Origin of the sequence: Actinomadura madurae, assembly GCF_047130825.1 — a bacterium.
Taxonomy (GTDB): Bacteria; Actinomycetota; Actinomycetes; order Streptosporangiales; family Streptosporangiaceae; genus Spirillospora; species Spirillospora madurae.
Genome location: NZ_CP083237.1, coordinates 3577870 through 3601760 on the forward strand (window position 1 = coordinate 3577870; position 23891 = coordinate 3601760).

Annotated in this window: 20 protein-coding genes; 9 read left to right on the top strand and 11 right to left on the bottom strand. The window is 68.9% G+C overall.

The window, feature by feature from the left end:
• Window positions 1-5: 5 nt before the first annotated feature.
• The 3 genes from K8Z49_RS16155 to K8Z49_RS16165 all read right to left on the bottom strand — a co-directional run bounded on the left by K8Z49_RS16155 (window position 6) and on the right by K8Z49_RS16165 (window position 3828).
• Complete coding sequence (locus K8Z49_RS16155; protein WP_218163762.1) at window positions 6-2300, bottom strand: LamG domain-containing protein; 2295 nt, start codon at window positions 2298-2300, stop codon at window positions 6-8.
• Window positions 2300-2695, bottom strand: coding sequence for a hypothetical protein (locus K8Z49_RS16160; protein WP_075022568.1), 396 nt, complete (start codon window positions 2693-2695; stop codon window positions 2300-2302). The genes K8Z49_RS16155 and K8Z49_RS16160 overlap by 1 nt, the downstream gene beginning before the upstream one ends.
• Window positions 2696-2913: 218 nt before the next feature.
• The gene (locus K8Z49_RS16165; protein WP_177287785.1) at window positions 2914-3828 is read right to left on the bottom strand and encodes a DAPG hydrolase family protein; all 915 of its coding nucleotides are present in this window, start codon (window positions 3826-3828) and stop codon (window positions 2914-2916) included.
• Window positions 3829-4296: 468 nt separating this feature from the next.
• Between K8Z49_RS16165 and K8Z49_RS16170 the strand changes: the two genes are divergently transcribed.
• A complete protein-coding gene (locus tag K8Z49_RS16170; RefSeq protein ID WP_412519477.1) occupies window positions 4297-5166 on the top strand; it encodes a hypothetical protein in 870 nt (289 codons plus the stop codon).
• Between the two features lie 41 nt (window positions 5167-5207).
• Window positions 5208-5321, top strand: a complete 114-nt coding sequence (locus K8Z49_RS16175) for a hypothetical protein (RefSeq protein WP_412519479.1) — start codon at window positions 5208-5210, stop codon at window positions 5319-5321.
• A 109-nt stretch (window positions 5322-5430) separates the two neighbouring features.
• On the opposite strand, the gene K8Z49_RS16180 is transcribed toward K8Z49_RS16175, so the two are convergent.
• Genes K8Z49_RS16180 through K8Z49_RS16190 form a run of 3 tightly spaced genes read right to left on the bottom strand, consistent with a single transcriptional unit; the run spans window position 5431 to window position 9129 of the window.
• Entirely contained in the window at window positions 5431-6960 is a 1530-nt protein-coding gene (locus tag K8Z49_RS16180; protein ID WP_111829890.1) for a sodium:solute symporter family protein, read from the bottom strand.
• The gene (locus K8Z49_RS16185; protein ID WP_075022565.1) at window positions 6960-7199 is read right to left on the bottom strand and encodes a hypothetical protein; all 240 of its coding nucleotides are present in this window, start codon (window positions 7197-7199) and stop codon (window positions 6960-6962) included. The genes K8Z49_RS16180 and K8Z49_RS16185 overlap by 1 nt, the downstream gene beginning before the upstream one ends.
• Complete coding sequence (locus tag K8Z49_RS16190; RefSeq protein WP_075022564.1) at window positions 7183-9129, bottom strand: primary-amine oxidase; 1947 nt, start codon at window positions 9127-9129, stop codon at window positions 7183-7185. Before K8Z49_RS16190 ends, K8Z49_RS16185 begins: the two co-directional genes overlap by 17 nt.
• A 483-nt stretch (window positions 9130-9612) precedes the next feature.
• On the opposite strand from K8Z49_RS16190, the gene K8Z49_RS16195 reads away from it, so the two are divergent.
• The 5 genes from K8Z49_RS16195 to K8Z49_RS16215 all read left to right on the top strand — a co-directional run bounded on the left by K8Z49_RS16195 (window position 9613) and on the right by K8Z49_RS16215 (window position 15586).
• Window positions 9613-10620 (top strand): helix-turn-helix transcriptional regulator, encoded by a 1008-nt coding sequence (locus K8Z49_RS16195; protein WP_075022563.1) that lies wholly within the window; start codon window positions 9613-9615, stop codon window positions 10618-10620.
• 186 nt (window positions 10621-10806) lie between these two features.
• A complete protein-coding gene (locus K8Z49_RS16200) occupies window positions 10807-11169 on the top strand; it encodes a hypothetical protein (protein WP_075022562.1) in 363 nt (120 codons plus the stop codon).
• Between the two features lie 10 nt (window positions 11170-11179).
• Window positions 11180-13480 (top strand): N,N-dimethylformamidase beta subunit family domain-containing protein, encoded by a 2301-nt coding sequence (locus K8Z49_RS16205; RefSeq protein ID WP_075022716.1) that lies wholly within the window; start codon window positions 11180-11182, stop codon window positions 13478-13480.
• 275 nt (window positions 13481-13755) lie between these two features.
• Window positions 13756-14850 (top strand): helix-turn-helix domain-containing protein, encoded by a 1095-nt coding sequence (locus tag K8Z49_RS16210; protein WP_218163761.1) that lies wholly within the window; start codon window positions 13756-13758, stop codon window positions 14848-14850.
• A 106-nt stretch (window positions 14851-14956) separates the two neighbouring features.
• Window positions 14957-15586, top strand: coding sequence for a DUF5134 domain-containing protein (locus K8Z49_RS16215; RefSeq protein WP_075022560.1), 630 nt, complete (start codon window positions 14957-14959; stop codon window positions 15584-15586).
• 29 nt (window positions 15587-15615) lie between these two features.
• Here the strand turns inward: K8Z49_RS16215 and K8Z49_RS16220 are convergent, their stop codons facing one another.
• On the bottom strand, window positions 15616-16185 hold the full coding sequence (locus K8Z49_RS16220; protein WP_111829892.1) for an adenylate kinase: 570 nt from the start codon (window positions 16183-16185) through the stop codon (window positions 15616-15618).
• A gap of 90 nt (window positions 16186-16275) precedes the next feature.
• Entirely contained in the window at window positions 16276-18252 is a 1977-nt protein-coding gene (gene acs, locus K8Z49_RS16225; RefSeq protein WP_075022558.1) for an acetate--CoA ligase, read from the bottom strand.
• A 217-nt stretch (window positions 18253-18469) separates the two neighbouring features.
• On the opposite strand from acs, the gene K8Z49_RS16230 reads away from it, so the two are divergent.
• The gene (locus K8Z49_RS16230) at window positions 18470-19987 is read left to right on the top strand and encodes an aldehyde dehydrogenase family protein (protein ID WP_412519484.1); all 1518 of its coding nucleotides are present in this window, start codon (window positions 18470-18472) and stop codon (window positions 19985-19987) included.
• Entirely contained in the window at window positions 19987-20391 is a 405-nt protein-coding gene (locus K8Z49_RS16235) for a DUF779 domain-containing protein (protein WP_075022556.1), read from the top strand. The genes K8Z49_RS16230 and K8Z49_RS16235 overlap by 1 nt, the downstream gene beginning before the upstream one ends.
• Before the next feature lie 138 nt (window positions 20392-20529).
• Here K8Z49_RS16235 and K8Z49_RS16240 read toward each other — a convergent pair whose 3' ends face one another.
• The 3 genes from K8Z49_RS16240 to mftD all read right to left on the bottom strand — a co-directional run bounded on the left by K8Z49_RS16240 (window position 20530) and on the right by mftD (window position 23848).
• Window positions 20530-20898 (bottom strand): histidine kinase dimerization/phospho-acceptor domain-containing protein, encoded by a 369-nt coding sequence (locus K8Z49_RS16240; protein ID WP_075022555.1) that lies wholly within the window; start codon window positions 20896-20898, stop codon window positions 20530-20532.
• 233 nt (window positions 20899-21131) lie between these two features.
• Window positions 21132-22601 carry a mycofactocin biosynthesis glycosyltransferase MftF gene (mftF, locus tag K8Z49_RS16245; RefSeq protein WP_111829894.1) on the bottom strand — a complete coding sequence of 490 codons (1470 nt, stop codon included), beginning with the start codon at window positions 22599-22601 and terminating at the stop codon, window positions 21132-21134.
• Between the two features lie 41 nt (window positions 22602-22642).
• Entirely contained in the window at window positions 22643-23848 is a 1206-nt protein-coding gene (gene mftD / locus K8Z49_RS16250; RefSeq protein ID WP_412519486.1) for a pre-mycofactocin synthase MftD, read from the bottom strand.
• Window positions 23849-23891 lie beyond the last annotated feature (43 nt).

Here is a 23891-nt window from a genome sequence, read left to right on the forward strand (position 1 = left end):
CAGGGTCACATCTCTCGGCCAGCGGACCGCGCGCCCGCCGGGGCAGGCTGGTCCGACGCGAAGCGGTCAAGGACGTTCTTGGTGAGACGGGAGACGTTGTTGTCGTAGCCGTTGTGCGACAGCGATCCGCAGTAGGCGATCGAGCTCGCCGACCACACGCCACCGCCGTTCGGCGCAGGGAAATAGGTGATGTCCGCGCGGACCTGGCCACTCTGGCTCCCGCCGGTGCCGGGCACGTTGAAGTACAGCTCCTCGAGCACCTCAAGGTAGATGTCGGTGTGGTCCTCCGACGTCGCCGCGATGACCGTCTCCGGCGGTGTACCGAGGGCGGCGTCGTAGATGTCCAGTTCGAGTCCGGCGGCGCCGTCGCCGACGAGCCCGAAGTCGCCGATCCTCTCGTCCTCGATCCCCTCGAACATCCATGCGGTGATCGGGTCGCGGCCCTCGGGCGTGCGCCGGTAGTACGAGGAGACGTCGAAGCCCTCGGCGCCGAAGCCGACCCCGACGAGCCGCTGCGGGGCACGCCCGCGATGCCGCCACAGGGTGCCGTACTCTCCGGTGAACGACAGGTGGAACTCGCCCGGTGCGCACTTCCAGGCGTTGGAGCCATTGCCCTTGCGGACCTCGATGACGTTCCTGTTCTGCGGGTCGTAGTTGATCACCCAGTAGAAGCCGTTGGCGCCGAGGTACATCAGCCGGCCGCCGTTCTCGACGTAGCCGTTGAGCGCGTCGAGCATCTGCTCGGAGTAGTACTCCGGATGCGAGCCGGTGAGCACGACCCGGTAGGGGGCAATGGCCTCCGGCCCTTCCCGCTGCAGGTCCTCGTCGGTCACCACGTCGAACTCGTAGCCCATCTCGATCAACCAGTCGATCAGGTGCAGATCGGCGTTGAACTGCCAGAGCGAGGGCGAGAGCCAGTGCCGGAAGCCCGGCCGCATGTTGAGGATCGGGCGCAGCCGGGTGGAGTAGGCGACGCCGGAGCCGTCGGTGTGCGTGTCGTAGGTGGACAGGCCGAACTCGCGGTGCTCGCTGAGCACGATGTTCCGCTGTTCCAGCACCGGCGTCCGCGCCACGAGAAGCTGGGCGAGCGGTGCCGACAGCGTCACATGATCGTTCGCGTAGGCCATGTAGCTGGCGGTGGGCGCCAGGAAGCAGACGCGCTTCTCTCGCCCGCGCGGGGCGCGCACGTAGAACGGCACGTAGTCGGTGTCATCGGCGGCGGCGAGGCGCGCGGCGTACAGCCCGGACGGCAGGTCGTCCGGCACGGTGAGCGAGAAGTCGGCCCGCCAGCGCGCGTCGTCGAGATCGTCGTCGTGGAAGTGGATCGCGCCGTACTGCTCGGGCGCGTGGACGAAGTTCTGCTCGCGCGCCTCCCAGTTGTAGCCGGTCACGGCGCGGGTGGGCAGGTTGACGGTGCGCCCGTCGAGCCGGTTCGACGACACGTCGGTGATCTGGCGGGTCTGCTCGATGCCGTTCGGCGTGATCTCGTGCTGGAAGTTCCACGCGGCGACAAGCCCGTCGCCGCCCGGCCGGTCGGTCTGCGCGCGGACGGCGTCGCCGTCCAGAGCCCGCGCATGCACACGAGGGCGATCGAGCCTGCCGTTGTAGTGACCGCCGACGACGACACCGATCCGCTCGGCGGTCAGCGCCTCGACGAAGCCCGCCATCACCAGCGGCACGCCGTTGTCCGAGGCCGGCCGCAGAACCGCGCTCCCGGTGACCTCCGCCGTGGTCGACGCGAAGGAAGAGGCCAGCGTGAAGCGCCCGTTCGCCTTCGCCACCTCCGGCTCCTGCCGTACCGTGATCATGCCGTCGGTGTTCAGCGACGCCGATGCCCGGTACCAGATGCCGGCCAGCAGCGGCCTGCCGGTACTGAGGCGCTGCACCCTGCCGGCCCCGTCCCCGATCCAGAGCTGGACACCGCCGTCTTCTCCAATGAACAGGCCGTATCCGGAGTGCCGGGCGCTGTCCCACTTGGTGATCAGACCCTGGACGCCCTTCGCGGGCGTCGTCGGGCAGATGAGCACCTGCAGTGTGAAGGGGCCGGTGAACCTGAGCGCCTCGTCGTCGTCGACCAGGACGTGGGACCCGGAGTGGATCCGCTGGACCTGCCCCGGGTACTCCCCGTCGACCGACGTCGCGACCGGCTCGACCTTGAAGCCGGGACCGTCGGGGTTGGTGTCGCCGTGGACGAGCTTGACGATGTCCGCGTGGTAGCGGTCGGCATCGCAGCTGACGTTGAAGTCCACCCGTTCACCGGGGCGCACGCTGAGCTGTTCGCTGTATCCGACGACCTTCATCAGCGCGCTCCTTCCGCGTCCGCGAGCAGGCCGTTGTCACGCAGCCGCTTCAGGAACAACCCGTGCTCGGCCTCGAACCGGTCGGAGAACGTGTCGTCCAGAAGCCTCGGCGGCCGGTCCGGTTCGCCGGTGATGGCCGCGATCCGCCACTCCTCGTGAGGTCTGGTGCACACCAGGATGTATTTGCTGGCCATGACCAGATGGTTCTTGCGCAGGTAGACCAGCACGCGCTCAAGATCGTCGCTGTGCTTGCCGACCGGCCGCCGCCGATGCTCCTCGATGACCGCCGTCGTGATCCGAGGGCGGATCTCCGTGGCCAGGATGCGGTCCTCGACCTGCCGGAACGCGGCGTACGCCCGTGCGTTCTGTTCCTCGAGTGAAGGGAGTGAGCTCATCGGCCCTCCAAGACTGCGGAGTGGAAGAACCGGATCGCCTCGCGGCGCGTCCTCTGGTCCAGTCAGAGGCCAGGGACGTCCCGCACGAACCGATATCCGTCAACTGAACCCATTTCCGCAGGTGAGGCCCTTGACACAGAGAACACGCGGCAATGGCGCCTGGTGGGGTTCCTGCCGACAGCCGGCCCCTGGCCCCTGGCCCAGGGGGGCCTGATGATTCATGGAGTGTCCTGGAATTCCTGGTGGAGTTGGGGAAGAAAAGAGGCCAGATGGTTCATCTCGGCGGCACAGTGGTGGACCATGTCGGCGCCGATCGTGCCGGGTATGAAGCGATGACCGGCCTTGGCGATGGCGGTGCGGCTCAGGGCGCGTCCGATCGGTGAGGTGAGCGGGCGAGTGGTGCGGCCGGGCGGCAGGGCGTGGGCGGGCAAGTTCAGCAGTGCGGTGTCGCCCAGAAAGAACCGGGAACGCATCTCGGCGCCGTCGTCGGTGGGCCGGACCTGGTGGACGAGCCAGCCGATGGCGATGGGATGCGAGCTGAGGCTCACGCGGGCGCATATGTGGGTGGTGCCGGAGGCAGGGGCGATGCCCATCGCGGCGGGGTCCAGGAAGCGGATCGCCAAGGGCTGCAGCCGCCCGCCGATGTACTCATCGACGTAGGCGACGTTGCCGATGTACCGCTGCCGGTCGGTCAGCGACCGGTCGGAGCTGCGGTCCTGAGCGAGGGCGCAGTACTGGTGGGCGTCGGGGTGCCAGAGCTTGTAGCGGGCACTCTCGCGGCCGTGCCAGCCGAACCACCAATCCCACATGGCCGCGGTGACCTCCGGCATCGGCGTGTGGACGGCGACCATCACCACCCCGCCGGGGAGCCGGGTCCAGCCGGTCTCCAGCGGCTCGTAGCCGGGGCGTGCGAGCCGGTCGGCGACCTCGTCGACGCCGTATCCACACTCCTGCGGCGCCATCCCGCCGACCAGCGCGTGGACAACGTGTTCCTGAACCGGACGGGTCGAGATCTGGAAGTACTCGGCGTAGGGCTTGGCCTCGTCGGTCTCCCGGTACTTCAGGTAACGCGGCTCGACCGCGTAGCCGGTGGGCATCGGCGCGCGGTCGGCGGGGGTGGGCTCGTATCTCATCGCGGTCCTTCTCACGGGTGCGGGCACCGCGCATCGCGGCGCGGACGGGGTCTCGCCTGGCATGCCGAGCGGCGGCAGGGTGGTGAACAGGACGTCGCCGCCATCGCCGTCCCGCTGGCTTCAGCGCCCGCCTCGACCGTCCGCAACCACTCGCCTCCCCATTCGACTCGATTTTGCACGGCATGTGCAAATTTGCACATGCCGTGTATGCGAGGCGGGGATCCAGGGCAAGTCTGGGAGGCGCTCCGAGCCAGAGCGGAAAGGCGGAGCCCGCCCGCCGTCGACCTCGGCCCGTCGGCTCGCCACGGAACCGACCATCCGGATGTTTCAGCAGGTCAGCGGTCGCCCTGTCTGTGGATTTGGTGTGCGGTGGCGGTAATGTCTTCACTACCGGTCCGCGGACGCCGGCGTCACGGTTCGTCGGCACGTGTGGGCGGCCGCGGGCATGGACGGCTCTGGGGGTCGGCGATGCAGATCGAAGCCCTGCTTCCCGCGCAGGTTCCACAACATGACAACCCGTCCGGCGGCACTCACGACGAGGCGCGTCTCAGCGCCGCCGCCGCGACGCACGTGCTCGAGTCGCTCGTGCCATGCGCGGCGTATGCGCTGGCCGCATGGGACGCGATGTCAGGGACGCACCAGCATGTGACCCTGGTCAATCGCGGCTACGACGACCGGACCATGAGTCACTTGAACGACGCGTATGTCGACAGCAATCCGGCCTTTCCGATCTTCCACACCAAGACGTCCGGCCCGCTCCGATGGATCGACCTCGAACGCGACTGGAACGTCAGGTTCGACACGACGTACTCGGCTGAAGAGCTCCTGATTCCGGCAGGGTTCCACGAAGGTACGACCATGTGCCTGCGCCTGCCGGATGGACGCTACACCGGTGCTCTGCACGTGAGCTGGTCATCGGCGCGGGAGGCCACCGACGAGAATATCGAGTTGATCTACCGATTTCGTCCACTCCTGGCGCTCGTCTGCGACATGCTCCGGAGCGCCGAGGCGGGCATCGCACAACTCCCCCCGGACGCGCACGCATTGGTGATCTCAGGAAAAGGCAAGGCTGCCGAGCTACCGGGACGGTCCCTGGGGACATTCCTCTGTGACGGCGGCGCGTTGCGGAAAATCCTCTCCGGGCACACTTTGCCCCGGGTTCCTCGGCGCTACCTGTGGGCCGATGCGACCGGGCGGTGCCACCGCATTGAAATCATCCCGTGCAGGGGCGGTGCGGCGCTCGTCACTGAGCAGATCGTGCCATGGCCTCATTGCCTCACCTTCCGTGAAGCACAGATCCTTCACCTGATTGCACGTGGCCTCTCAAATCTCAGATAGGCAAGCGGCTGTACGTCAGCCCGAGAACGGTGTCCACGCATGTGGAACACATTCTCGACAAACTCGGATGCCTGTCGCGTGCCCAACTCGCGGCGATGGCGGTGAACGACGACCTGCTGCTGATGGGCGAGCCGGAGCCGGGGGTGCCAGAGTGAGGCTCGCACGGCGACCGGCTCGGCGTGCGGTAAGCCGCAGCCCCTCCCTGGGCGGTGGCTCTGGTGAGGGCCACGATCCGGGGAGGGGGCGGGCGGCCGGCAAGCCCGGCTATGCGGGGTCTGGCTCCAGAGGCGGGGCGGACACCTCGACATCCGTCCCGGCCCGCGTCATCTCGAACAGCGCGTCGACCCTGGCCTGTTCCTCCTCACTGCTCGGGATCAGGTAGGCGCAGGCGACGTAGACGATCAGGTTCAGGGCGAGCGCGACGAGGCCGCTGCCCAGGCCGGCCAGCCAGGGAACGGCGCCGCCCTGATCGGCGTAGGGGATGGTCAGGACGACCGCGGCGCCGAAGCCGACGACGAGGCCGGCGGTGGCCCCGAACTTGTTGCCGCGGCGCCAGAACATCCCGAGGAACAGGGGTACCGCGAGCTGGATGATGGCCTGATAGGCGATCTGTGCGAAGTTGACCAGATGCGCGTAGTTGTACGTGAAATACGCGACGACCGCGCCGCCGACCGCGAAGGCCGCCATGGCGAGCTTGGCGATGACGATCTGCTGCTTGTCCGACAGCGGTCTCGTTCCCCCGATGATGTCGTTGGCCACCTGGGTGCCGATGGCCTGGATCATCCCGTCGACGAAACCCATGCTGGCCGCGAACACCACCAGGATCCCCGCCGCGAGCAGCCACGTGCCGCCCGCCGACCGGGTGATCAGGAACCAGCCGTCCTGCGGTGCGGCCGCGACGGCCGGGATCTTGGTGGCCGCGAGGGCGACCAGCAGCAGCGAACCGTAGAACACGATGGATATGACCATCGTCCACAGCGTGCCCTTCTTGACCGCCCGGACTCCCTTCGCCGTGTAGATGCGCACGAAGATCATCGGCCAGCAGAGGCTCCCGATGACGCCGGCCGCGACGATGCTCATGTAGTAGAGGCCGCCGACCGGCGCATCGAATCCGGGCAGGCTCAGGTTGGCGCTGGGCAGCTCGCGTATCGCGCCGAACCCGTCGAAGTAGAACAGCAGGAGGCCGACGCAGATGGCGGCCGCGCCGAGGTAGGCGACGAAGCCCTGGAAGAGGTCGGTGATGATCAGGCCGCGCATGCCCATCTGCACGGTCCAGATCTGGCGGACCGCGATGATCACCACGCCGATCACGACGGCCTCACCCGTCGAGAGCCGCCCGAGCGAGGCCCAGGAGACGACGGCGCCCATCGCCTGGAAGCCGAGCACGACCCACGGGTACAGGGCCACCACCCCGATGAGGCTCGCGAGGATCTTCGGAGCGCGCCCGCCGAATCTGAGCCCGATCATGTCGGGCTGTGTGCGCAGGTCGAACCGGCTGCCCCAGCGCCAGGCGCGGCGGGCCAGGAAGTACATGGCCGTGACACCGATCAGTGTGTAGACCAGAGCGTAGAGCCCGATGACGCCGAGTGCGGCGCCCATGCCGAAGAAGGCCACGAAGGTGGCGCCGGGCCACCAGGAGTTGACGTAGGACATCGCGACGTACATCGAATCGAACGACCGGTCGCCGACCGCGTACCCGCTGAACGTCGCGTTGGTCGAGCGGCGCTGCGTGATGTACAGGACCATGACGATGAGCCCGAAGAAGGCGGTGAGGGTGCCGAACGTGATGACCATCAGTCCAGCTCCCCTCGGGCGAGCTCGACGACGTACAGGGCGGCGCAGACCGCCGTGACATAACCGCTCACACCGAACATGTACAGGACGGACAGCGGCAGTCCGAGGAGATTCGAGTGCTGCTCTCCCGCCCATATGTAGATGGGCGGGAGAAGTGCTACCACAAGTCCGATACCGAAGAGCACACCGAACACCATGTTCTTGTGCGATCCGCCGGTCCCGTCATCGGCCCGTGCCATCGCATACCTCCTTCTGATCGAGATGAGTCCTTGAAAGCTCAGGCCGAGGGAGGTCCAGGGTGGGGTTCTGGTCGAAGAACCCGAACGGCTGGAGGATGAATCCGACGTGCTGGCGCGGCATCACCGGCCAGTCCTCCAGCCGCACCACATGGTGCATGCCGAACGTGTACCAGACCACGATGTCCTCGTCGGTGATTCCGCGGTCGGCGCTCGTCCAGGCGGGCAGGCCGTCCCCGCCGACGCTCTGGTTGGGGTAGTCCCCGGCGGGAAAGCGTTCGGCGGGGTCGAAGGGGGTCACCCACAGGTTGGCCGTGGCGAAGGCCGCGCGTTCGCTCACGTGGGCGTCGGGGACCGCGGCCAGGGTGATGGCGTCGGTGGGGATGAGGCGGTAGGCGACGGGCTCACCGACCACATTGCGACGGTCGTGGTTGACCACCTTCCAGAACCGGTGCCGCGCGGCGTCGGCCTTGCGGATGGCGCCCTGTTCTCGCTCCAGGAGCCGGTCGACGGTGTAGAAGCAGCTGCCCGTCGGGTTGTCCGCGGGGACGTGCGTGTCGACCTCGTAGACGGCGTTGCGCGGACCATCGAGGGCGAAGTCCAGCCGCACGTTGAAGATGTGCTGGTGGATCGGCGCGTACAGGCCGTCGTTGTTGAGGGTCTGGCCGTAGGGGGACTTCTCCCCTGCGGGCTGGCCGGCGGTGGACAGAATCCCGGTCGCCTTGACCAGGAACTCGATCGTGCCGTCCAGATAGAGATGCCAGTAGAAGCCGTACTCGTAGTTGGCGACGGTGGCGATGAAGGAGATGACCAGCCGCCGCGACCGGCGGACCTCGGTCCGGTCGGTGCGGAAGTCGTAGTGCTTCCACTGGATGGAGTCGTCCTCCTCGTGCATGCACACGGCGTTGCGGATGGTGAGCGGATTGCCATGGCTGTCGTTGACGACCGCGTCGAAGTAGTGGATCGCTCCCAGGCAGTCGCAGCCCAGAGCGAGGGAGTTGGCCAAGGCGCCGATGTTGTACTCACCGGCGTCGAAGGCGTTCTTGCGGTACTGGACGGGCGAAGGGTCACCGTAGGGAACGACCATCTCCACCAATGAAGCCCGATGCAGGACGGGCCGCTCCTTCTCGCCGTCACGGAACGCCAACTGGTGAAGCACCAGGCCCTCCCGTGGCGTGAAGCCCACGCGGAACGACCAGTTGGCCCAGCGCACGTGGTTGCCGACCACCTCGAACGATGGGCCCTCGGGCTGGGTGATCGAGATCGGCTTGAGGTCGGTGCGCTCCGGCCCGATCCGCCGGGGCAGGTAGTCACCGCGCTCCCGCGGCACCGGGATCACGCCGCCGTCCTCGACGCGTACGACCTGGCCGGCGTTGAGGTCGTACACGACGACCAGTTGCTCCAGCGGGTGGGCGTACGGGTTGTCGTCGGGGTCGAGCCGGGTGTACACGAGAGCCCGCATGAGCCGCCGGCCCTCGGCGTCCTCACCGTAGTAGCCCGCCGACCAGGGCTCGACGCACACCAGGTCGAGGTCCCTCACTCCCCGGACCGCGAGGGCCTCGATCACGCGCGGATCGGCCTTGCACCGGGTTTCGCATTCCTCGAACTCGTCCAGCATGATCGCTGGTTGTGTCCCCGCCGGCAGCGGCGTCCAGGTGGTGACAGCGGCGACGTCCAGGTTCACGACCGCCTCGTAGGCGGAGCCGTCGGCGCGGTCGATGAGCACCGCGAACGCCTCACGTGGCACTTCCGACGGCGCTGCGGCAAGACGCGCCTTGTCCGGCTCGTTCAGATAGACCGCCACGAAACGGAAGGTCTCGGCGGCGGCCTTGTCCGCGCGCAGGATGCCGACCGTGCGGGTGATCTCCTCCGTCGACAGCGGATCGAGCGGATGACGCATGGTGCTGGTGCCGGATGGAGTGCGAATGGTCATGCCAGAGCTCCTCGAAAGTACGGAAGGGAACCGAAGGACGCCGCCCGCCGTGGCCGCGTCATCGAGGCCCGCGGGACAATTCGGTGAATGGCGCAAAGCGTCATCGGCGTGTTCGTGGCACCGAGGCGCTGAGTACATCGCGGGCGGGCGCACCGTTCCGATGCCCGTTCACCAGGTCGCCCGCCGCTGGTCACCGCCCCTTCTCCGTTGCGGCTCAGCCTCCATAGCGCCGCGGTGGAAGTCCATACGTCAATCGACCGATGCCGGCTCCGGCGGGAGAAGGCGGGAACGAGGTGGCGCCCGTCCTCGTCGAGAAGTGGATGATTCTAGAATCTAATTCTGGGCCGGGAATGTCGCTGACCTGTGGACTTGGTCTTGTGACGGCGCTAGAGTCCCGCCGAAGGCCCCGCGGACAACGGCGTCACGGCCCAGCGGCCGGTTTCTGTGCCCGGCCGGCAGGCATGGACAGCTCTGGGGGATGCGATGCGTATCGAGGCTTTGCTCCCCGCGATGGCTTCGCGGCACGGCAGCCCGTCCAGCGATGTGCACGACGAGATGCGCTCCAGCGCCGCCGAGGTGGCGAACGTCATGCGGGCTCTCGTGGCGTGCTCGGGCTATGCGCTGTCCGCCTGGGACGCGGTGTCGGGAACGCATCGCCACGTGACCCTCGCCAGCGAGGGCTACGACGACGATGTGCAGAGGCACATGAATGATGCGTTCATCGACAGTAATCCGGCCTTTCGAATTCTCCACACAAAGACGTCCAGCGCGCTTCGCTGGGTGGATCTGGCTCGCGACTGGAACCTCACCTTCGCCGAGACCGTTTCAGCCCAGGAATTCCTGATTCCTGCCGGGTTCCACGAGGGCACCACCATGTGCCTGCGACTGCTGGATGGACGCTACACCGGCTCTCTGCACATGAGCTGGTCCTCCCCCGGAGATGCCACCGACGAATGCCGCGAGCTGATCGAGCGGTTTCGTCCGCTGCTGGCGATCGTGTGCGACATGCTCCGCAGCGTCCAGGTGGGCGTGGAGCGGCTCCCTTCGGACGCACACGCGTTGCTGATGTCAAGGGAGGGCGAGGTGACCGAGGTGCCCGGCCGATCCGCCGGTCCCCTTCTTTCCGAAGGCGGCCCGGTGCGGGGCATGCTTCCCCGATATGCCAGGCTTCCTGCCACCCGGCGATACCTGTGGCCGGATGTCGAAGGACGCTGCCATCGGGTGGAGATCACCCCTTGCCGTGGCGGGATAACGCTCATCACCGAGCGGACCGTGCCATGGCCTCATGGGCTCACCGTGCGTGAGGCACAGATCCTGCACCTGATCGCCGGCGGTCTCTCCAATCCGCAGATAGGCAAGCGGTTGTACATCAGTCCGAGAACAGTTTCCACGCACGTGGAGCACATTCTCGACAAGCTCGGCTGCCTGACGCGTGCCCAGCTCGCGGCCGTGGCGGTGGACGGCGATCTGCTGCTCATGGGCGAGCCGTAATTCCGACTTCGCGTCCGCCGGTCGAGTGGCCCGTCTGCCGATCGGCCCGTTCGGCGGGCGGCCGGTGCGCCCTCGCGCGCAGGTCGCCCACGGCGTCCATCGCTTCCGGCGCGGCCCTATAGGTCGATTGACGTATGGACTCGCGCCGCCGCGGTGTGGAGGCTGACCCCAACGAAAGGAGGGGTGATGGCCGCCAACGAAGACCGGCTGGTGGACAAGCAGCTGCAGGTTTACGAGGACTGGAGCGCGAAGCACCGTCGGATGATCCGCTCGCTCATCACCGATGAGCTCATCGAAGAGCACTGCAAGAGGCCCCTCGGTCAGCACTCTGATGACCTCGAACGGGTCCTGCAGTACTTCCGGCGCCAGCCACAGGCCGGCAAGTACATCGGGGTGATGACCAGGCCGTGGGCCGAATACCGGATCGGCGTGCTGTCGGGTGTGCGCGGTCAGCCCGCCAAGATCCTTGATGACGAGACCTTTCCCACCGAGGAGGCCGTTCTGCACGGGATCTTCCTCCGGCGGGTGCGCGACCTGAAGGGCGAGTGAGATGGAGGAAATGAAGGAGACCGCGATCCACGGTTACGCGGACCGGCTGTCCGTCGCGCCGGGAGAGACGATCGAGTTCAAGGTCAGCAGCGTCCGAACCGGTACCTACCGCGCCGATGTCGTCCGGCTCGTCAACGGTGACACCAATCCGGCCGGACCCGGCTTCGACGAGGTCCTCGAAGTCCCGATCAACGGGACCTATCCGGCGCGGTTCCAACCGACCGACCCGGGATCCTACGTGGTGGTCCACGACCAGGGAAAGCTCGCTCTGGACGGACCCTTCACATTGCACGCGTTCGTGTGCCCGACCACGCCGGAGAACGACGACCAGATAGTGTTCGGCCGCTATGTGAAGGAGTCCAATACCGGCTATGCCCTGGGCATCAGGCACGGGAGGCCGTGCCTCCTGATCGGCGACGGCACCAAGACGACGGTCGTCGAGACGCGCTCACCGTTGCATCGCTCCTGCTGGTACTCGATCGCCGTCGGTTACGACCCCGCGGACCAGCGCGCGACCGTCTACGTCCGTTCCGTCGTCAACTCGGTGAACAGCCTGCTGTCGCCGGTCGTGCCCATCAGCGGCGAGGGGGACACCGATGTCCGGCTGACCGCGCGGGTCGCGAACGGCCGCGGCGCGTTCATGATCGGCGGATGCCCGGTGACGGAGGGGTCGCCTCGGGTCGATTCGCATTACAACGGCAAGGTCGACTCGCCCAAGGTGTGGAACCGGGTGCTGCGCGAGGACGAGTTGGAGGCCATCACTCGTGGGGGCGCACCCCCGCGCGAGGGGCTGCTGGCCTCCTGGGACTTCGCCGAAGGCATCGGACCGGACGGCATCATCGGCGACAGGGTCGCTGACCGGGGCCCGCACGGCCTGCACGGTGAGTGCGTGAACTTTCCCGCCCGGGCGGTGACCGGGTGGAACTGGCGCGGCGTCGAGGAGAACTTCACGCACGCCCCGGGCGAGTACGGCGCCATCCATTTCCATGACGACGACCTGGAGGACTGCGGCTGGGACACCGACTTCGCCTGGCGGGTACCGGACGACTTCCGTTCGGGCATTTACGCCCTGCGGCTGCTGCAGGGAGAGTCGGAGGACTGGATTCCGTTCTTCGTGCTTCCGCCGCGAGGCCGGGCAACGGCGAAGGCGCTGCTGCTCATCCCGACCACCAGCTACCTCGCCTACGCCAACGAGCACTTCAACGACATCCAGATCGCCCAGTCGATCTTCGGGCGCACCGCCGTCATCGACGAGCTCGACTTCTGGCTGCACGAGCATCCCGAGTTCGGACGCTCCACCTACGACACCCACACCGACGGCAGCGGCGTCCACTACTCCTCCGCTCTGCGGCCGATCGTCAACCTGCGGCCCAAGTTCCGCACCGCCTCGGGCGGCCCCTGGCAGTTCCCGGCGGACCTGCATCTGGGGGCCTGGCTCGGCGCGATCGGCATCGAGTTCGACGTCGCCACCGACCGCGAACTCCACGACCAGGGAGCGGACCTGCTCGGCCGCTACCAGGTGGTCATGACCGGCTCGCACCCGGAGTACTACTCGGGCGAAATGCTCGACGCCTGGGAGACCTACCTGGCCGCCGGCGGCCGGGGCATGTACCTCGGAGCGAACGGGTTCTACTGGATCGCCAACTGGCACCCGGAGAAGAAGCACCTGATGGAGGTGCGCAAGGCCGAATACGGTTCGCGCGCCTGGCAGGCGAGCCCGGGTGAGTACCATCTGCAGACCAACGGTCAGCGCTCCGGCCTGTGGCGTGGACGGGCACGCACCCCGCAGAAGAACTTCGGCACTGGATTCACCGCCGAGGGATTCGACGAGTCGTCCTACTACGTCCAGATGCCCGACGCCCGCGACCCGCGCGCGAACTTCATCATGGACGGCATCGGCCCGAACGAGAAGATCGGCGACTTCGGACTGGTCGGCGGGGGCGCGGCCGGCAGCGAACTGGACCGCTACGACCTCTCGCTGGGGACACCTCCCCATACCCTCCTGCTGGCCTACAGCGAGGGCCATTCCGACAACTATCCGCGCGTGGTCGAGGAGATCCTCTTCAACATCCCGATGGTGGGCGGGTCCATGGATCCCAACGTTCGCGCCGACATCGTCTATTTCACCACCAAGAACGGCGGCGGAGTGTTCTCGTCAAGCTCGATCGCCTGGTGCGGCTCACTCCTGGAGAACGGCTGCGACAACAACGTGTCCCGCATGACCGAGAACGTCCTACGCAGGTTCATGTCGGACGAGCCGCTGCCGTCTCTCACCGAGGCGCCCAGCGCGTCCGGCACTCCCGCCGGCTGAGTCCGCCGACCGACCAGATCGACCACTGACACATCCGGCCGGCGTGCGGCCGATCGAGGACCGCACGCCGGCCGGTGCCGATGAGGGAGTGGTTTCCGCTGACACCGGAGGCACCGATGCCGTCCAGTACGGATTCGCGAGAACGACGCTTGTGGCTGGAACGTGCCTGGGCGGCCTATCTGCAAGGCCAGCGGACCCGGGGAGCCGCGTGGACCGGAGTGCGAGCCGAGATCGCAGCGAGCTGGAAACGGTCAGCCGATCACCTGGCGCCGAGCGTGGACGCCGCGCCCTTGGCGGACCCGGACGAGACGGCGGCGGTGTGGGAGGAGAGCCCGCTGCGGGATGCCGTGCGACGGCTGGAGCCGGAATTGCGCCGCGCAGCCGGGGACGGCGACCTGGTCGTGGCGGTGACCGATCCGCACGCGCGCATCCTGTGGACGTACGCCGACCGGATCATGCGCCGCCGGGCCGAGCGGGTGAACTTCGTGCCCGGCGGCCGCTGGGACGAGTCCAGCGTCGGGACCAACGCGCTGGACCTGGCGCTGCGGACCGGCAGGGCTGCGACGGTGTACTCCGCCGAACACTACGCCGGCGCCGTGCACGGCTGGGCGTGCTGGGCCGCACCGGTACACCACCCGGGGACCGGCGCGCAGTTGGGCGTGCTGGACCTGTCCACCACGTGGGAGCGGGCCCACCCGATGGGGCTGGCCACCGCCCGCGCGCTGGCCGGCGTCCTGGAGCGAGAGATCCCCGCCGCCGCGACGCACCTCACGGGCACCGACCGGGAACAGGAGGGCACGCCCGAAGGCTTGCTGCGGCTGAGGCTGCTCGGCCGGGCCGAAGCATGGCTCGGCGGGAATCTCCTGCGGCTGACCCATCGTCAGACGGAGATCCTGGCGGTGCTGGCGCTGAACAACCGGGGGCTCTCTTTGGACATGCTGCACGCCCGAGTGTATGGACATGGCAGAACAAGCCGGACGACTCTCAAAGCAGAGGTATCCCACCTGCGATCCATCCTCGGCGGCCGGATCGGGTCCCGTCCATACCGACTCCAGCTGCCGGTGCGGTGCGACGCGAACGAGCTGCTGGAGCATCTACGTGCCGGGGACGTGGCCGCGGCGACCGAGGTCTACGGCGGCGACCTGCTGCCCGGCACCGACGCGCCCGCGCTGGTCGAACACGGTCACTACCTGGCCGTCGCGCTACGCGAGGCGCTGCTGGACCGCCCCGAGCCGCAGGCGGTGCTGCGCTACGCCGATCACGCCCCCCACGATGTGGAGGTGCTGGAACGCGCGGTGGCAGCGCTGGGCGGCGCGCCTCACCCGGCCCGGCCATTGCTCACGGCCTGCCTGCGCACGGCGAATCGCTGAACGCGAGACACATGTCATTCGCCCTGGGAGCCGGCCCGAGCCGAACTCGTCCTCCGTGAAGGGGAGAAACCGCCGCACCGGCCGGCACCAGGAATCGGAGCTCACGATGATGAACGCCCCACCTGTCATCGCCTGTGCGGTGGTCGTGCTCATGGGCAGCGCCGGACTGAACAGCCTGAGCCGGCTGCGCTCCCGGTCGCCGGCTCCTGCTCCCTGCGACCGGGACACCCTGTCCTACGCGTCCGACGCGCTGATGGGCCTGGGCGCAGCAGTGATGGCCCTGCCGTTTGGCCTGGGCATGGCCATTCCCGCGCCACTCTGGGTCATCTTGTTCGGTGCCGCGGCGCTGGCGTCACTGGCCAGGTTGGGCGCTGCGGGATTCCGGGGCGCCAGACGCCGAGGCCGCCACCTGCACGACGTCGTCAGTCACCTCTCCATGGTGTACATGGGCCTGGTCATGCCGGCCGCGGCGATTCCGTCCCCGTCCACGCACCACGGGCAGACGCACCAGATGCACATGAGCGCGGCAGAACACTCCAGCGGAATGCCGCTGCTCACAGGCGCCTTTCTGCTCTACTTCTGCGCATACACCGTCTGGCCCGGCGGCCGCCGTCCTGTCCAGGCGGACCATGCGCCGATGCCCGGAACCGGCCACGCGGTGGGCGGACCGGACAAGGCACGTACCTGCGGCAAGCTGATGGCCGTAGGCATGTGCGTGATGCTGCTGATGATGTGACCGGCTGCGGGGATCAGTGCGGCGGATTCCTAGGGGGCCCGCTTCGCCGCCCGCGCGTCCGACAGCGCCTCTACCACTCGGCGGGCGATCTCGTCCACGGTTCCGATGGCGTTGATCGTCACCAGGATGTCGGCGTATCGGCTGAGGAGCGGCGCCGTCCGCTCGCGATACGTCCGCTGCCGTAGCCGGATGACCTCCTCTGTGTCATCGGCGCGGCCCCGGTTCAGCAACCGCTCGACCACGACGTCCTCGGGGGCCGTGAACTCGACCACCGCGTCCAGGTCACCGTCCTCGGCGGCCAGCATGGCCGAGAGCTCGCCCGCCTGCCGTACGGTGCGGGGAAATCCGTCGAGGAGAAAGCCCCGCCGCGCGTCCGGGCGCACCAGCCGCCGGCGCACCATGTCCGCGGTGACGTGATCGGGGACGAGTTCGCCCGTCTCGAGGTACTTCCCGGCCAGCCGCCCGAGAGGCGTCCCGAGGGTCAGGTGGTCGCGGAACAGATCGCCGGTGGAGATGTGCGGGACGCCGAGCCTTCGGCTCAACCTTGCCGCCTGGGTGCCCTTGCCCGCTCCGGGCGGGCCGATGAGGACGAGTCGCATCAGCGGTGTACGCCTTCCAGTTCATCTGTGCGCCGCCGTGGTGCTCGCGGCGGCGCGATCCGCGGTCGGTGCGGTGGATCGGAAATGTCACTACGCCGATGGAGTGCCGTCTGCACCGGCCTGGAATGATCCGTTGCCGAGCCCCGCATTGATCGAGTCCATGACGGAGGAGTCGGCGAGGGAAGTGACATCGCCGACCTCGCGATTCTCGACGACGTCGCGCAACAGGCGGCGCATGATCTTCCCGGACCGGGTCTTGGGCAGTTCCGGAATCACGATGATCTGGCGGGGCTTGGCGATGGGGCCGATCTCCCGTGCCACATGTTCCCGCAGCCGCGTGACCGTGTCCTCGCGCGCCGTCCCGCCCGCGGTGGCGCCGGCGCGCAGGATGACGAAGGCGACGATCGCCTGGCCGGTTGTCGCGTCCGACGCTCCGACCACCGCGGACTCGGCCACTGCCGGGTGGGAGACGAGCGCCGACTCGACCTCGGCGGTGGAGATCCGGTGGCCGGAGACGTTCATGACGTCGTCGACCCGGCCGAGCAGCCAGATGTCCCCGTCCTCGTCGTAGCGGGCGCCGTCGCCGGCGAAGTAGTAGCCCTGGCGGGCGAACCGGGACCAGTACGTCTCCCGGTACCGCTGCTCGTCGCCCCACACGCCGCGCAGCATGGACGGCCACGGCTGGTCGAGCACGAGGTAGCCGCTGTAGCCCCTGCCGACCTCCCTGCCACGGTCGTCCACCACCTTTGCGGAGATCCCCGGTAGCGGAGTCCGCGCCGAGCCCGGCTTGGCCGCGGCCCCGCCGGGCAAGGGCGCGATCATGATCGCGCCCGTCTCGGTCTGCCACCAGGTGTCGGCGATCGGCACCCGATCACCGCCGACGTGCTCCCGATACCAGCGCCACGCCTCGGGGTTGATCGGTTCGCCGACGCTGCCGAGAACCCGGATCGAGCCGAGGTCGTAGCGGGCGGGGATGTGCTCACCCCACTTCATGAAGGTGCGAATGAGCGTGGGGGCGGTGTAGTAGACGGTGACCCCGTACTTCTCGATGATCTCGAAATGCCGCCCTTCGTGCGGGGTGTTGGGCGTGCCCTCGTACATCACCGACGTGGCGCGGTTGGCGAGCGGCCCGTACACGAGATAGGAGTGCCCGGTGATCCATCCGATGTCGGCGGTGCACCAGTAGACGTCTTTCTCAGGGGCGAGATCGAAGACGGTGCGGTGGGTGTAGGCGGCCTGGACGAGGTAGCCGCCAGAGGTATGCAGGATGCCCTTCGGCTTATCCGTCGTCCCGGAGGTGTAGAGGATGAACAGCGGGTGCTCGGAGTCGAACGCCTCCGAGGCGTGCTCGTCCGGCTGGGCGTCCACCACGTCGTGCCACCACAGATCACGGCCCTCGGTCCAGGAGACGTCGCTTCCGGTGCGCGCGACCACCAGGACGTGCTCGATACTGGACGTGTCCCTGACGGCGATGTCGGCGTTCGCCTTCATGGGCTCCGCCCTGCCCCGGCGGTATTGTCCATCCGATGTGATCAGCAGCCTGGCCTCGGCATCTTCGATGCGTGACTGGAGGGACCCCGGGGAGAAACCGCCGAACACCACACTGTGCGGTAGCCCTAGGCGGGCGCAGGCCAGCATGGCGAAGACCGCCTCGGGAATCATCGGCAGCTGGATCGCGACCCGGTCACCGGTGGTCAGTCCCAAAGAGAGCAGTGCGTTGGCCGTCTTGCACACCTCGCGCTTGAGGTCCGCATAGGTGATGGTCCGGAGGTCGCCCGGTTCTCCTTCCCAGTGGAACGCGACCTGGTCACCGTGTCCGGCCTCCACATGCCGGTCGACGCAGTTGTACGCGACGTTCAGCCTCCCGCCGGTGAACCAGCGGGCGAACGGCGCGTCCGACCAGTCCAGCACCTCGTCCCACCCGGTCGCCCAGTCCAGTCGTCCGGCCTGCCACGCCCAGAACGCCAGACGATCAGCAGCCGTCCGCTCCTGCCCACCAGGGGCCGCATCGTCCGATGCGGCGAGCGACGTGCCGGGGAATGCATGCGGATCGGGCGACAAGGACATCCGGATTCCTTCCATGGTTGCGGGTGCTGACGCCCCCTGTGCGGCAGCCGGAGACGGGCGCGGCAAGGCAGGGCAGGTGGTCAGCCTGGCGGGAGAGGGTTGGCGGGAGGTTGGTTCAGGAAGGAGCACGGACCAACCTTCCGCCAACCTCGGCGGGTCAGAGTGAACCGCATCCGACGGCGTTGCCGTCGCTCTCACCCCATCGAGGAGGACCGCCATGGTGTACGCACAGCCAGGAACAGACGGCAGCATCGTCAGCTTCGCCCCGCGCTATGACAACTTCATCGGCGGCGACTGGGTCGCCCCGGTGGAGGGCGAGTACTTCGCCAACCCGTCGCCGGTCACCGGGAAGGAATTCTGCGAGGTCGCCCGCTCCTCCTCGGCCGACATCGAGCTGGCACTGGAGGCCGCCCACGCCGCGGCCGACCGGTGGGGCCGCACCTCCGCCGCGGAACGCGCCGGCCTCCTCAACAAGGTCGCGGACCGGATCGAGGAGAACCTGGAGCGGCTCGCGGTCGCCGAGACATGGGAGAACGGCAAGGCCGTCCGGGAGACGCTCGCCGCCGACCTGCCCCTGGCCGTGGACCACTTCCGCTACTTCGCGGCAGCGGTGCGCGCCCAGGAGGGCGGCGTCGGCGAGATCGACGCCGACACCGTCGCGTACCACTTCCACGAGCCGCTCGGGGTGGTCGGACAGATCATCCCGTGGAACTTCCCGATCCTGATGGCCGCCTGGAAGCTCGCCCCGGCGCTGGCCGCCGGCAACTGCGTGGTCATCAAGCCCGCCGAGCAGACTCCGGCCAGCCTGCTGCTGGTGATCGAGCTGATCGCCGACCTGTTCCCGCCCGGCGTGCTGAACGTGGTCAACGGGTTCGGCGTCGAGGCGGGCAAGCCGCTGGCCACCAGCCCCCGCGTCGCCAAGGTCGCCTTCACCGGCGAGACCACCACCGGCCGGCTCATCATGCAGTACGCGTCCCAGAACATCATCCCGGTCACTCTGGAGCTCGGCGGCAAGAGCCCCAACATCTTCCTCGACGACGTGCTCGCGGCCGACGACGACTACCTCGACAAGGCGGTCGAGGGCTTCGTGATGTTCGCGCTCAACCAGGGCGAGGTCTGCACATGCCCGTCCCGGGCGCTCGTCCACTCCTCGATCTACGAGGAGTTCATCGCCCGCTGCGTGGCGCGCACCGAGGCCATCGTCAGCGGCGACCCGCTGGACCCGGCGACCATGATCGGGGCGCAGGCGTCCAACGACCAGTACGAGAAGATCCTCTCCTACATCGACATCGGCCGGCAGGAGGGCGCCGAGCTCCTCACCGGCGGCGGCCCCCGTGCCGTTCCCGGGCTCGAGGGCGGCTACTACGTCGAGCCGACCATCTTCCGCGGCACCAACAACATGCGCGTCTTCCAGGAGGAGATCTTCGGTCCGGTCGTCTCGGTCACCACGTTCGACTCGGTCGACGAGGCCCTGAAGATCGCCAATGACACGCTGTACGGCCTCGGGGCCGGCGTGTGGACGCGGGACGGCAACACCGCCTACCGCCTCGGCCGCGAGATCAAGGCGGGCCGGGTCTGGGTGAACAACTATCACGCCTACCCCGCGCACGCCGCCTTCGGCGGTTACAAGAAGTCCGGCATCGGGCGCGAGACCCACAAGATGATGCTCGACCACTACCAGCAGACCAAGAACCTGCTGGTCAGCTACTCCACGCAGAAGCTCGGCTTCTTCTGATGGGCGCCCGCACCAGGCGCGTCGAGTTGACGCCGGCCGCCGAGGACCTGGTGCGGCGGCTGGCCGGGCGGCACGGACCGGTGATGTTCCACCAGTCCGGCGGCTGCTGCGACGGCAGTGCCCCCATGTGCTACCCGCGCGGGGAGTTCATGGTCGGCGCCTCCGACGTCCTGCTCGGTCATGTGGCCGGCGACACCCCCTTCTGGATGAGCGCGGACCAGTACGCGTACTGGTCGCACACCTACCTCACCATCGACGTGGTCCCTGGCCGGGGCAGCGGTTTCTCCCTGGAAGCCCCAGAGGGCGTGCGCTTCCTCTTGCGCTCCCGGCTGCTGGCCGACGAGGAGACCAGCCGCATCGAGGCGGAACCGCCGTTGCCGACGGGGGCCGAGGTGACGGGGTGACGTGAGCCCCTCCCCGGCCGCCTGGAAGAGCGACGCCCCTTCGGCGCATCTATGGGCGCTCGCTCGTCAAGCCAGTGCGGTCGGGGAGGTACCAAACGGCCGTCGATGCGCCGAGCCGCCGTGCTAGGGATGTTGTTGTCAAGCACCTACACGGTCGGCGGCCAATGACGGGCAGGGAGGAAACGAGAAAGCCGAACGTTCGGCATCGCGGCTGGCTATCTCGGTGAGCCGGAGGAGGTCGGTGATGACGGCCTCAAGCCGGTCAGCGGCCTTCAGCGCCTCCGCGGCTGCGGTCCGCCAGTCGACTTCGGCGGGGTGCAGCAGCGCTTCTTCCAGTCGAAGCCGCAGTGCCGCCATGGGGGTGCGCAGCTCGTGGGCGGTTCGGGCGTGGCATGTGGAATCGGCCCACGGAAGCGGGACGATGCCGGTGACCGCCGCCGCGTCACCAGCGGCGGTGCCGGGGCGCTGTGCGGTCGAGCAACTGCTGATCAGGTGTGAGGTGGTCATAACCGGTTCTCTTTCAGAGTAGGGCCGTAGGCTGCCTCAGCCGGTCCCGGCCAGGGGCGCCGCCGGCTCCGTTGACATAGACGACGCTACGAGCGGGAGCTGCCCAGGACCATCCGTCAACCTACGGATTGCAGAGCCCAACCGGCGGCGAGGTGGGCAGATACTGGCGGTACGCCCGGTCCCGCACCGGGCGACGATGGCGGGACCGGGCAGTCGTTGGCCGCCGGCGGCGTTCAGTCGCGCGACATGCGGGATCCTCCGTCCGGAGCCTTCCGGCGCAGTGCGAGGCGGGGCAGCAGGGGCGCGGCGGTGCCCCTCCGCGCGGCCCCCGTCCACGCACCCCATCCGTAGGCGAGGTCGTCGAGGCGGTGGACGGCCAGGTAGGTGACCACCCCGAGATCGGTGCCGGAGCGGCGATGGTCGGCCAGGCCCTCGGCGAGGGCGGCGGCGGCCAGCACATAGCGAGCCCGGCGATTCGCGGCGGCGACGGCGACGGCGATCGGCCAGTGGTGCCGGACGGCGCAGCGCAGCAGTTGCTCGCCGGTGCCGCGCAGTGCGGCCAGCGACAGCAGCACCCCGGCTTTGACCGGGGTGTCGGCGTCGGGCATCCGCCGCGCCAGCCGGACCGCCGCCACACCCGTCAGCACGAGGCCGGCGGCGGCCGGGCCCGGCCTGCCGCGCAACAGCAGCGCGCAGGCGGCCAGTGTCCACGGCGACGCGTACAGCGGAGGAACCCGCCCGGGATGCCGCAGCGCGAGGTCGGCGGCGCCGGTGCCGTATCCGACCCGCTGGGCGAGCCAGGACCGCAGGTCCGTGCGGTGGGCGTGCCGGACGCGGGACGCGGGAACGTAGCGCAGCCGCCAGCCCGCCTCGTGCAACCGCTGGCACAGGTCGACGTCCTCGCCGACCCGCATCGCGGGGTCGAAGCCGCCGCCGACGGCATCGCGCCGGAGCACGACGGTGGCGGTCGGTACGTACGGCACCGCGGTCAACGGCACGACCGGTCCCTCCCGCCCACCCATGTCCAGGGGCGAGCGGACCCGCTCGTACCGGTCCAGCGGGCGCGGGGCCGCCACGGGCAGCGCGCACACCCGAGGTGCCGCAAGGGCCACCATCGGATCGGTGAACTGCGCCAGGAGGGGGGCGAGCCAGCCGGGTTCGGGGACGATGTCGGAGTCGCAGCACGCCACGAACGAGGTCCGTGCCTCACGCAGCCCGGTGTTGCGGGCCGCCGCGGGACCCATGTTGCGCGGATGCACGAGAAGCCGGGTGCCGTGGCGTCCGGCGACGCGGGCCACCGCCCCCGGGTCGTCGGAGCCGTCGTCCACCACCAGGATCGGCAGGCGGGAGGTCTCGGCATCGGCGCGCAGGGCCGCCAGCAGCCGGTCGAGCCGGTCGCCGCGGTCACGCACGGGGATCACGATCGTGGTGTCACGGACCGTGACGGCGGGCGGGCGCGGGTTGACGACGTCGGCGTCCAGCAGCCGCCGGGCGAGCGCGGCGCTCGTCCGATCGGTCACCTTGAACCGGCTGCTCGCCAGCAGGCGCACCGCCCCGTCCCCGAGGCGCAGCAGGCGCGGCGGCGAACCGCCCAGCATCAGCCGCCCATCCCGCGAGCGGTGCACGTTGGGAGCGAGTTCGACCGCGAAGCCGTCCGGCAGGCGCGCGTCCCGCGGAGGCCGCGGGCTCGTCGGAGACCTCATGCCGTGAATCCCCCGTCCGCAGGCACGAGCGAGCCGGGAGGTCATGGGGTCGGCTCGAAGGGCCGCGGCGCGGACACCGCGGTCCCGAGGGTGCGCGTGAAACCCGGCGGAACCACCACATCGTCCCTGGTCAGCTCGCTGACCGAGGAGCGGCCGAGGCCGAGCAGCGCCGAGTCGATACCGCCGCGCAGGATGTCCAGGACGTTCTCCACCCCGGCCTGCCCGCCGGCGCCCAGGCCCCACAGGTACGCGCGGCCGATCATCACCGCGCGGGCGCCGAGCGCCAGTGCCTTGACCACGTCGCCGCCCCGCCGGACGCCGCCGTCCAGCAGCACCTCCACCGAGTCGCCCACCGCGCCGGCGATGGCCGGCAGCGCGCGGATCGGCGCGGGGGTGGAGTCGAGGTTGTTCCCGCCGTGGTTGGACACCGAGATGGCGGTGACCCCGGCGTCGACCGCGCGCAGGGCGTCGTCCAACCGGCACACGCCCTTGAGCATGAACGGCCCGTCCCACAGGTCGCGCAGCCACCGCACGTCGTCCCACGTGGGCGGCGGGCTCCGCATCCACTCCCCGTACGCACCCAAGAACGTGGGCGCCTCCAGGCCGGGGCCGGCGACGTTGGGCGTCGTCAGGTCGGGCAGACCCCGGGCTCGCAGGAAGCCGAGCAGCCAGCGCGGCCGCGCGAGGGCCTCGGGCGCGAACCGCGCCATCTCCCGGAGGGTCAGCCGCTCGGGGATGCGGGGGCTTCCCCGGTCCCGGCCGTGGGAGAAGGACCAGTCGAGCGTGACGATCAGGCCCTTGGCCCCGGCTTCGCGGGCGCGCGCGATCCGGTGTTCCATCGCGTCCTTGCCGCCCATCCAGTAGATCTGGAAGAACGTGCGGGGGTTGGCCGCCACCACCTCCTCCAGCGGCTTGCTCGCGAACGAACTGAGCCCCATCGCGGTGCCCCGCGCCGCCGCCGCCCGCGCCACCGCCACTTCTCCATCGGGGTGCACGGCCTGCACCCCGGTCGGGGAGATGATCACGGGCAGTGAGATCTCCTCGCCCATGACCGTCGTGCCCTGGTCTCGCTCCCCGGACAGGCCCGCCACGTGCGGCGCGAACCCCAGTTCGGCGAACGCGGCGGTGTTGTCGTCGTAGGAGACGCCTTTCTCCGAACCGGCGAGCAACGCGCCGTACACCGATCTCGGTAGGCGTTTTTCGGCCAGCCGCTGCGCGTGCGCCACGGTCTCGAACCAACCGCTCATGACCGTCCTTCCGTTTCGTCTGGTCGCGGGCCGGGTGCCGTTC

Coding starts and splice junctions, on each gene's coding strand:
- acs (WP_075022558.1), bottom strand. CDS start 18,252: ATGTCCTTGTCGCCCGATCCGCATGCATTCCCCGGCACGTCGCTCGCC.
- K8Z49_RS16205 (WP_075022716.1), top strand. CDS start 11,180: ATGAAGGAGACCGCGATCCACGGTTACGCGGACCGGCTGTCCGTCGCG.
- mftD (WP_412519486.1), bottom strand. CDS start 23,848: ATGAGCGGTTGGTTCGAGACCGTGGCGCACGCGCAGCGGCTGGCCGAA.
- K8Z49_RS16230 (WP_412519484.1), top strand. CDS start 18,470: ATGGTGTACGCACAGCCAGGAACAGACGGCAGCATCGTCAGCTTCGCC.
- K8Z49_RS16195 (WP_075022563.1), top strand. CDS start 9,613: ATGCGTATCGAGGCTTTGCTCCCCGCGATGGCTTCGCGGCACGGCAGC.
- K8Z49_RS16240 (WP_075022555.1), bottom strand. CDS start 20,898: ATGACCACCTCACACCTGATCAGCAGTTGCTCGACCGCACAGCGCCCC.
- K8Z49_RS16185 (WP_075022565.1), bottom strand. CDS start 7,199: ATGGCACGGGCCGATGACGGGACCGGCGGATCGCACAAGAACATGGTG.
- K8Z49_RS16155 (WP_218163762.1), bottom strand. CDS start 2,300: ATGAAGGTCGTCGGATACAGCGAACAGCTCAGCGTGCGCCCCGGTGAA.
- K8Z49_RS16215 (WP_075022560.1), top strand. CDS start 14,957: ATGATGAACGCCCCACCTGTCATCGCCTGTGCGGTGGTCGTGCTCATG.
- K8Z49_RS16180 (WP_111829890.1), bottom strand. CDS start 6,960: ATGGTCATCACGTTCGGCACCCTCACCGCCTTCTTCGGGCTCATCGTC.
- K8Z49_RS16170 (WP_412519477.1), top strand. CDS start 4,297: ATGCAGATCGAAGCCCTGCTTCCCGCGCAGGTTCCACAACATGACAAC.
- K8Z49_RS16220 (WP_111829892.1), bottom strand. CDS start 16,185: ATGCGACTCGTCCTCATCGGCCCGCCCGGAGCGGGCAAGGGCACCCAG.
- K8Z49_RS16165 (WP_177287785.1), bottom strand. CDS start 3,828: ATGAGATACGAGCCCACCCCCGCCGACCGCGCGCCGATGCCCACCGGC.
- K8Z49_RS16190 (WP_075022564.1), bottom strand. CDS start 9,129: ATGACCATTCGCACTCCATCCGGCACCAGCACCATGCGTCATCCGCTC.
- K8Z49_RS16235 (WP_075022556.1), top strand. CDS start 19,987: ATGGGCGCCCGCACCAGGCGCGTCGAGTTGACGCCGGCCGCCGAGGAC.
- mftF (WP_111829894.1), bottom strand. CDS start 22,601: ATGAGGTCTCCGACGAGCCCGCGGCCTCCGCGGGACGCGCGCCTGCCG.
- K8Z49_RS16200 (WP_075022562.1), top strand. CDS start 10,807: ATGGCCGCCAACGAAGACCGGCTGGTGGACAAGCAGCTGCAGGTTTAC.
- K8Z49_RS16160 (WP_075022568.1), bottom strand. CDS start 2,695: ATGAGCTCACTCCCTTCACTCGAGGAACAGAACGCACGGGCGTACGCC.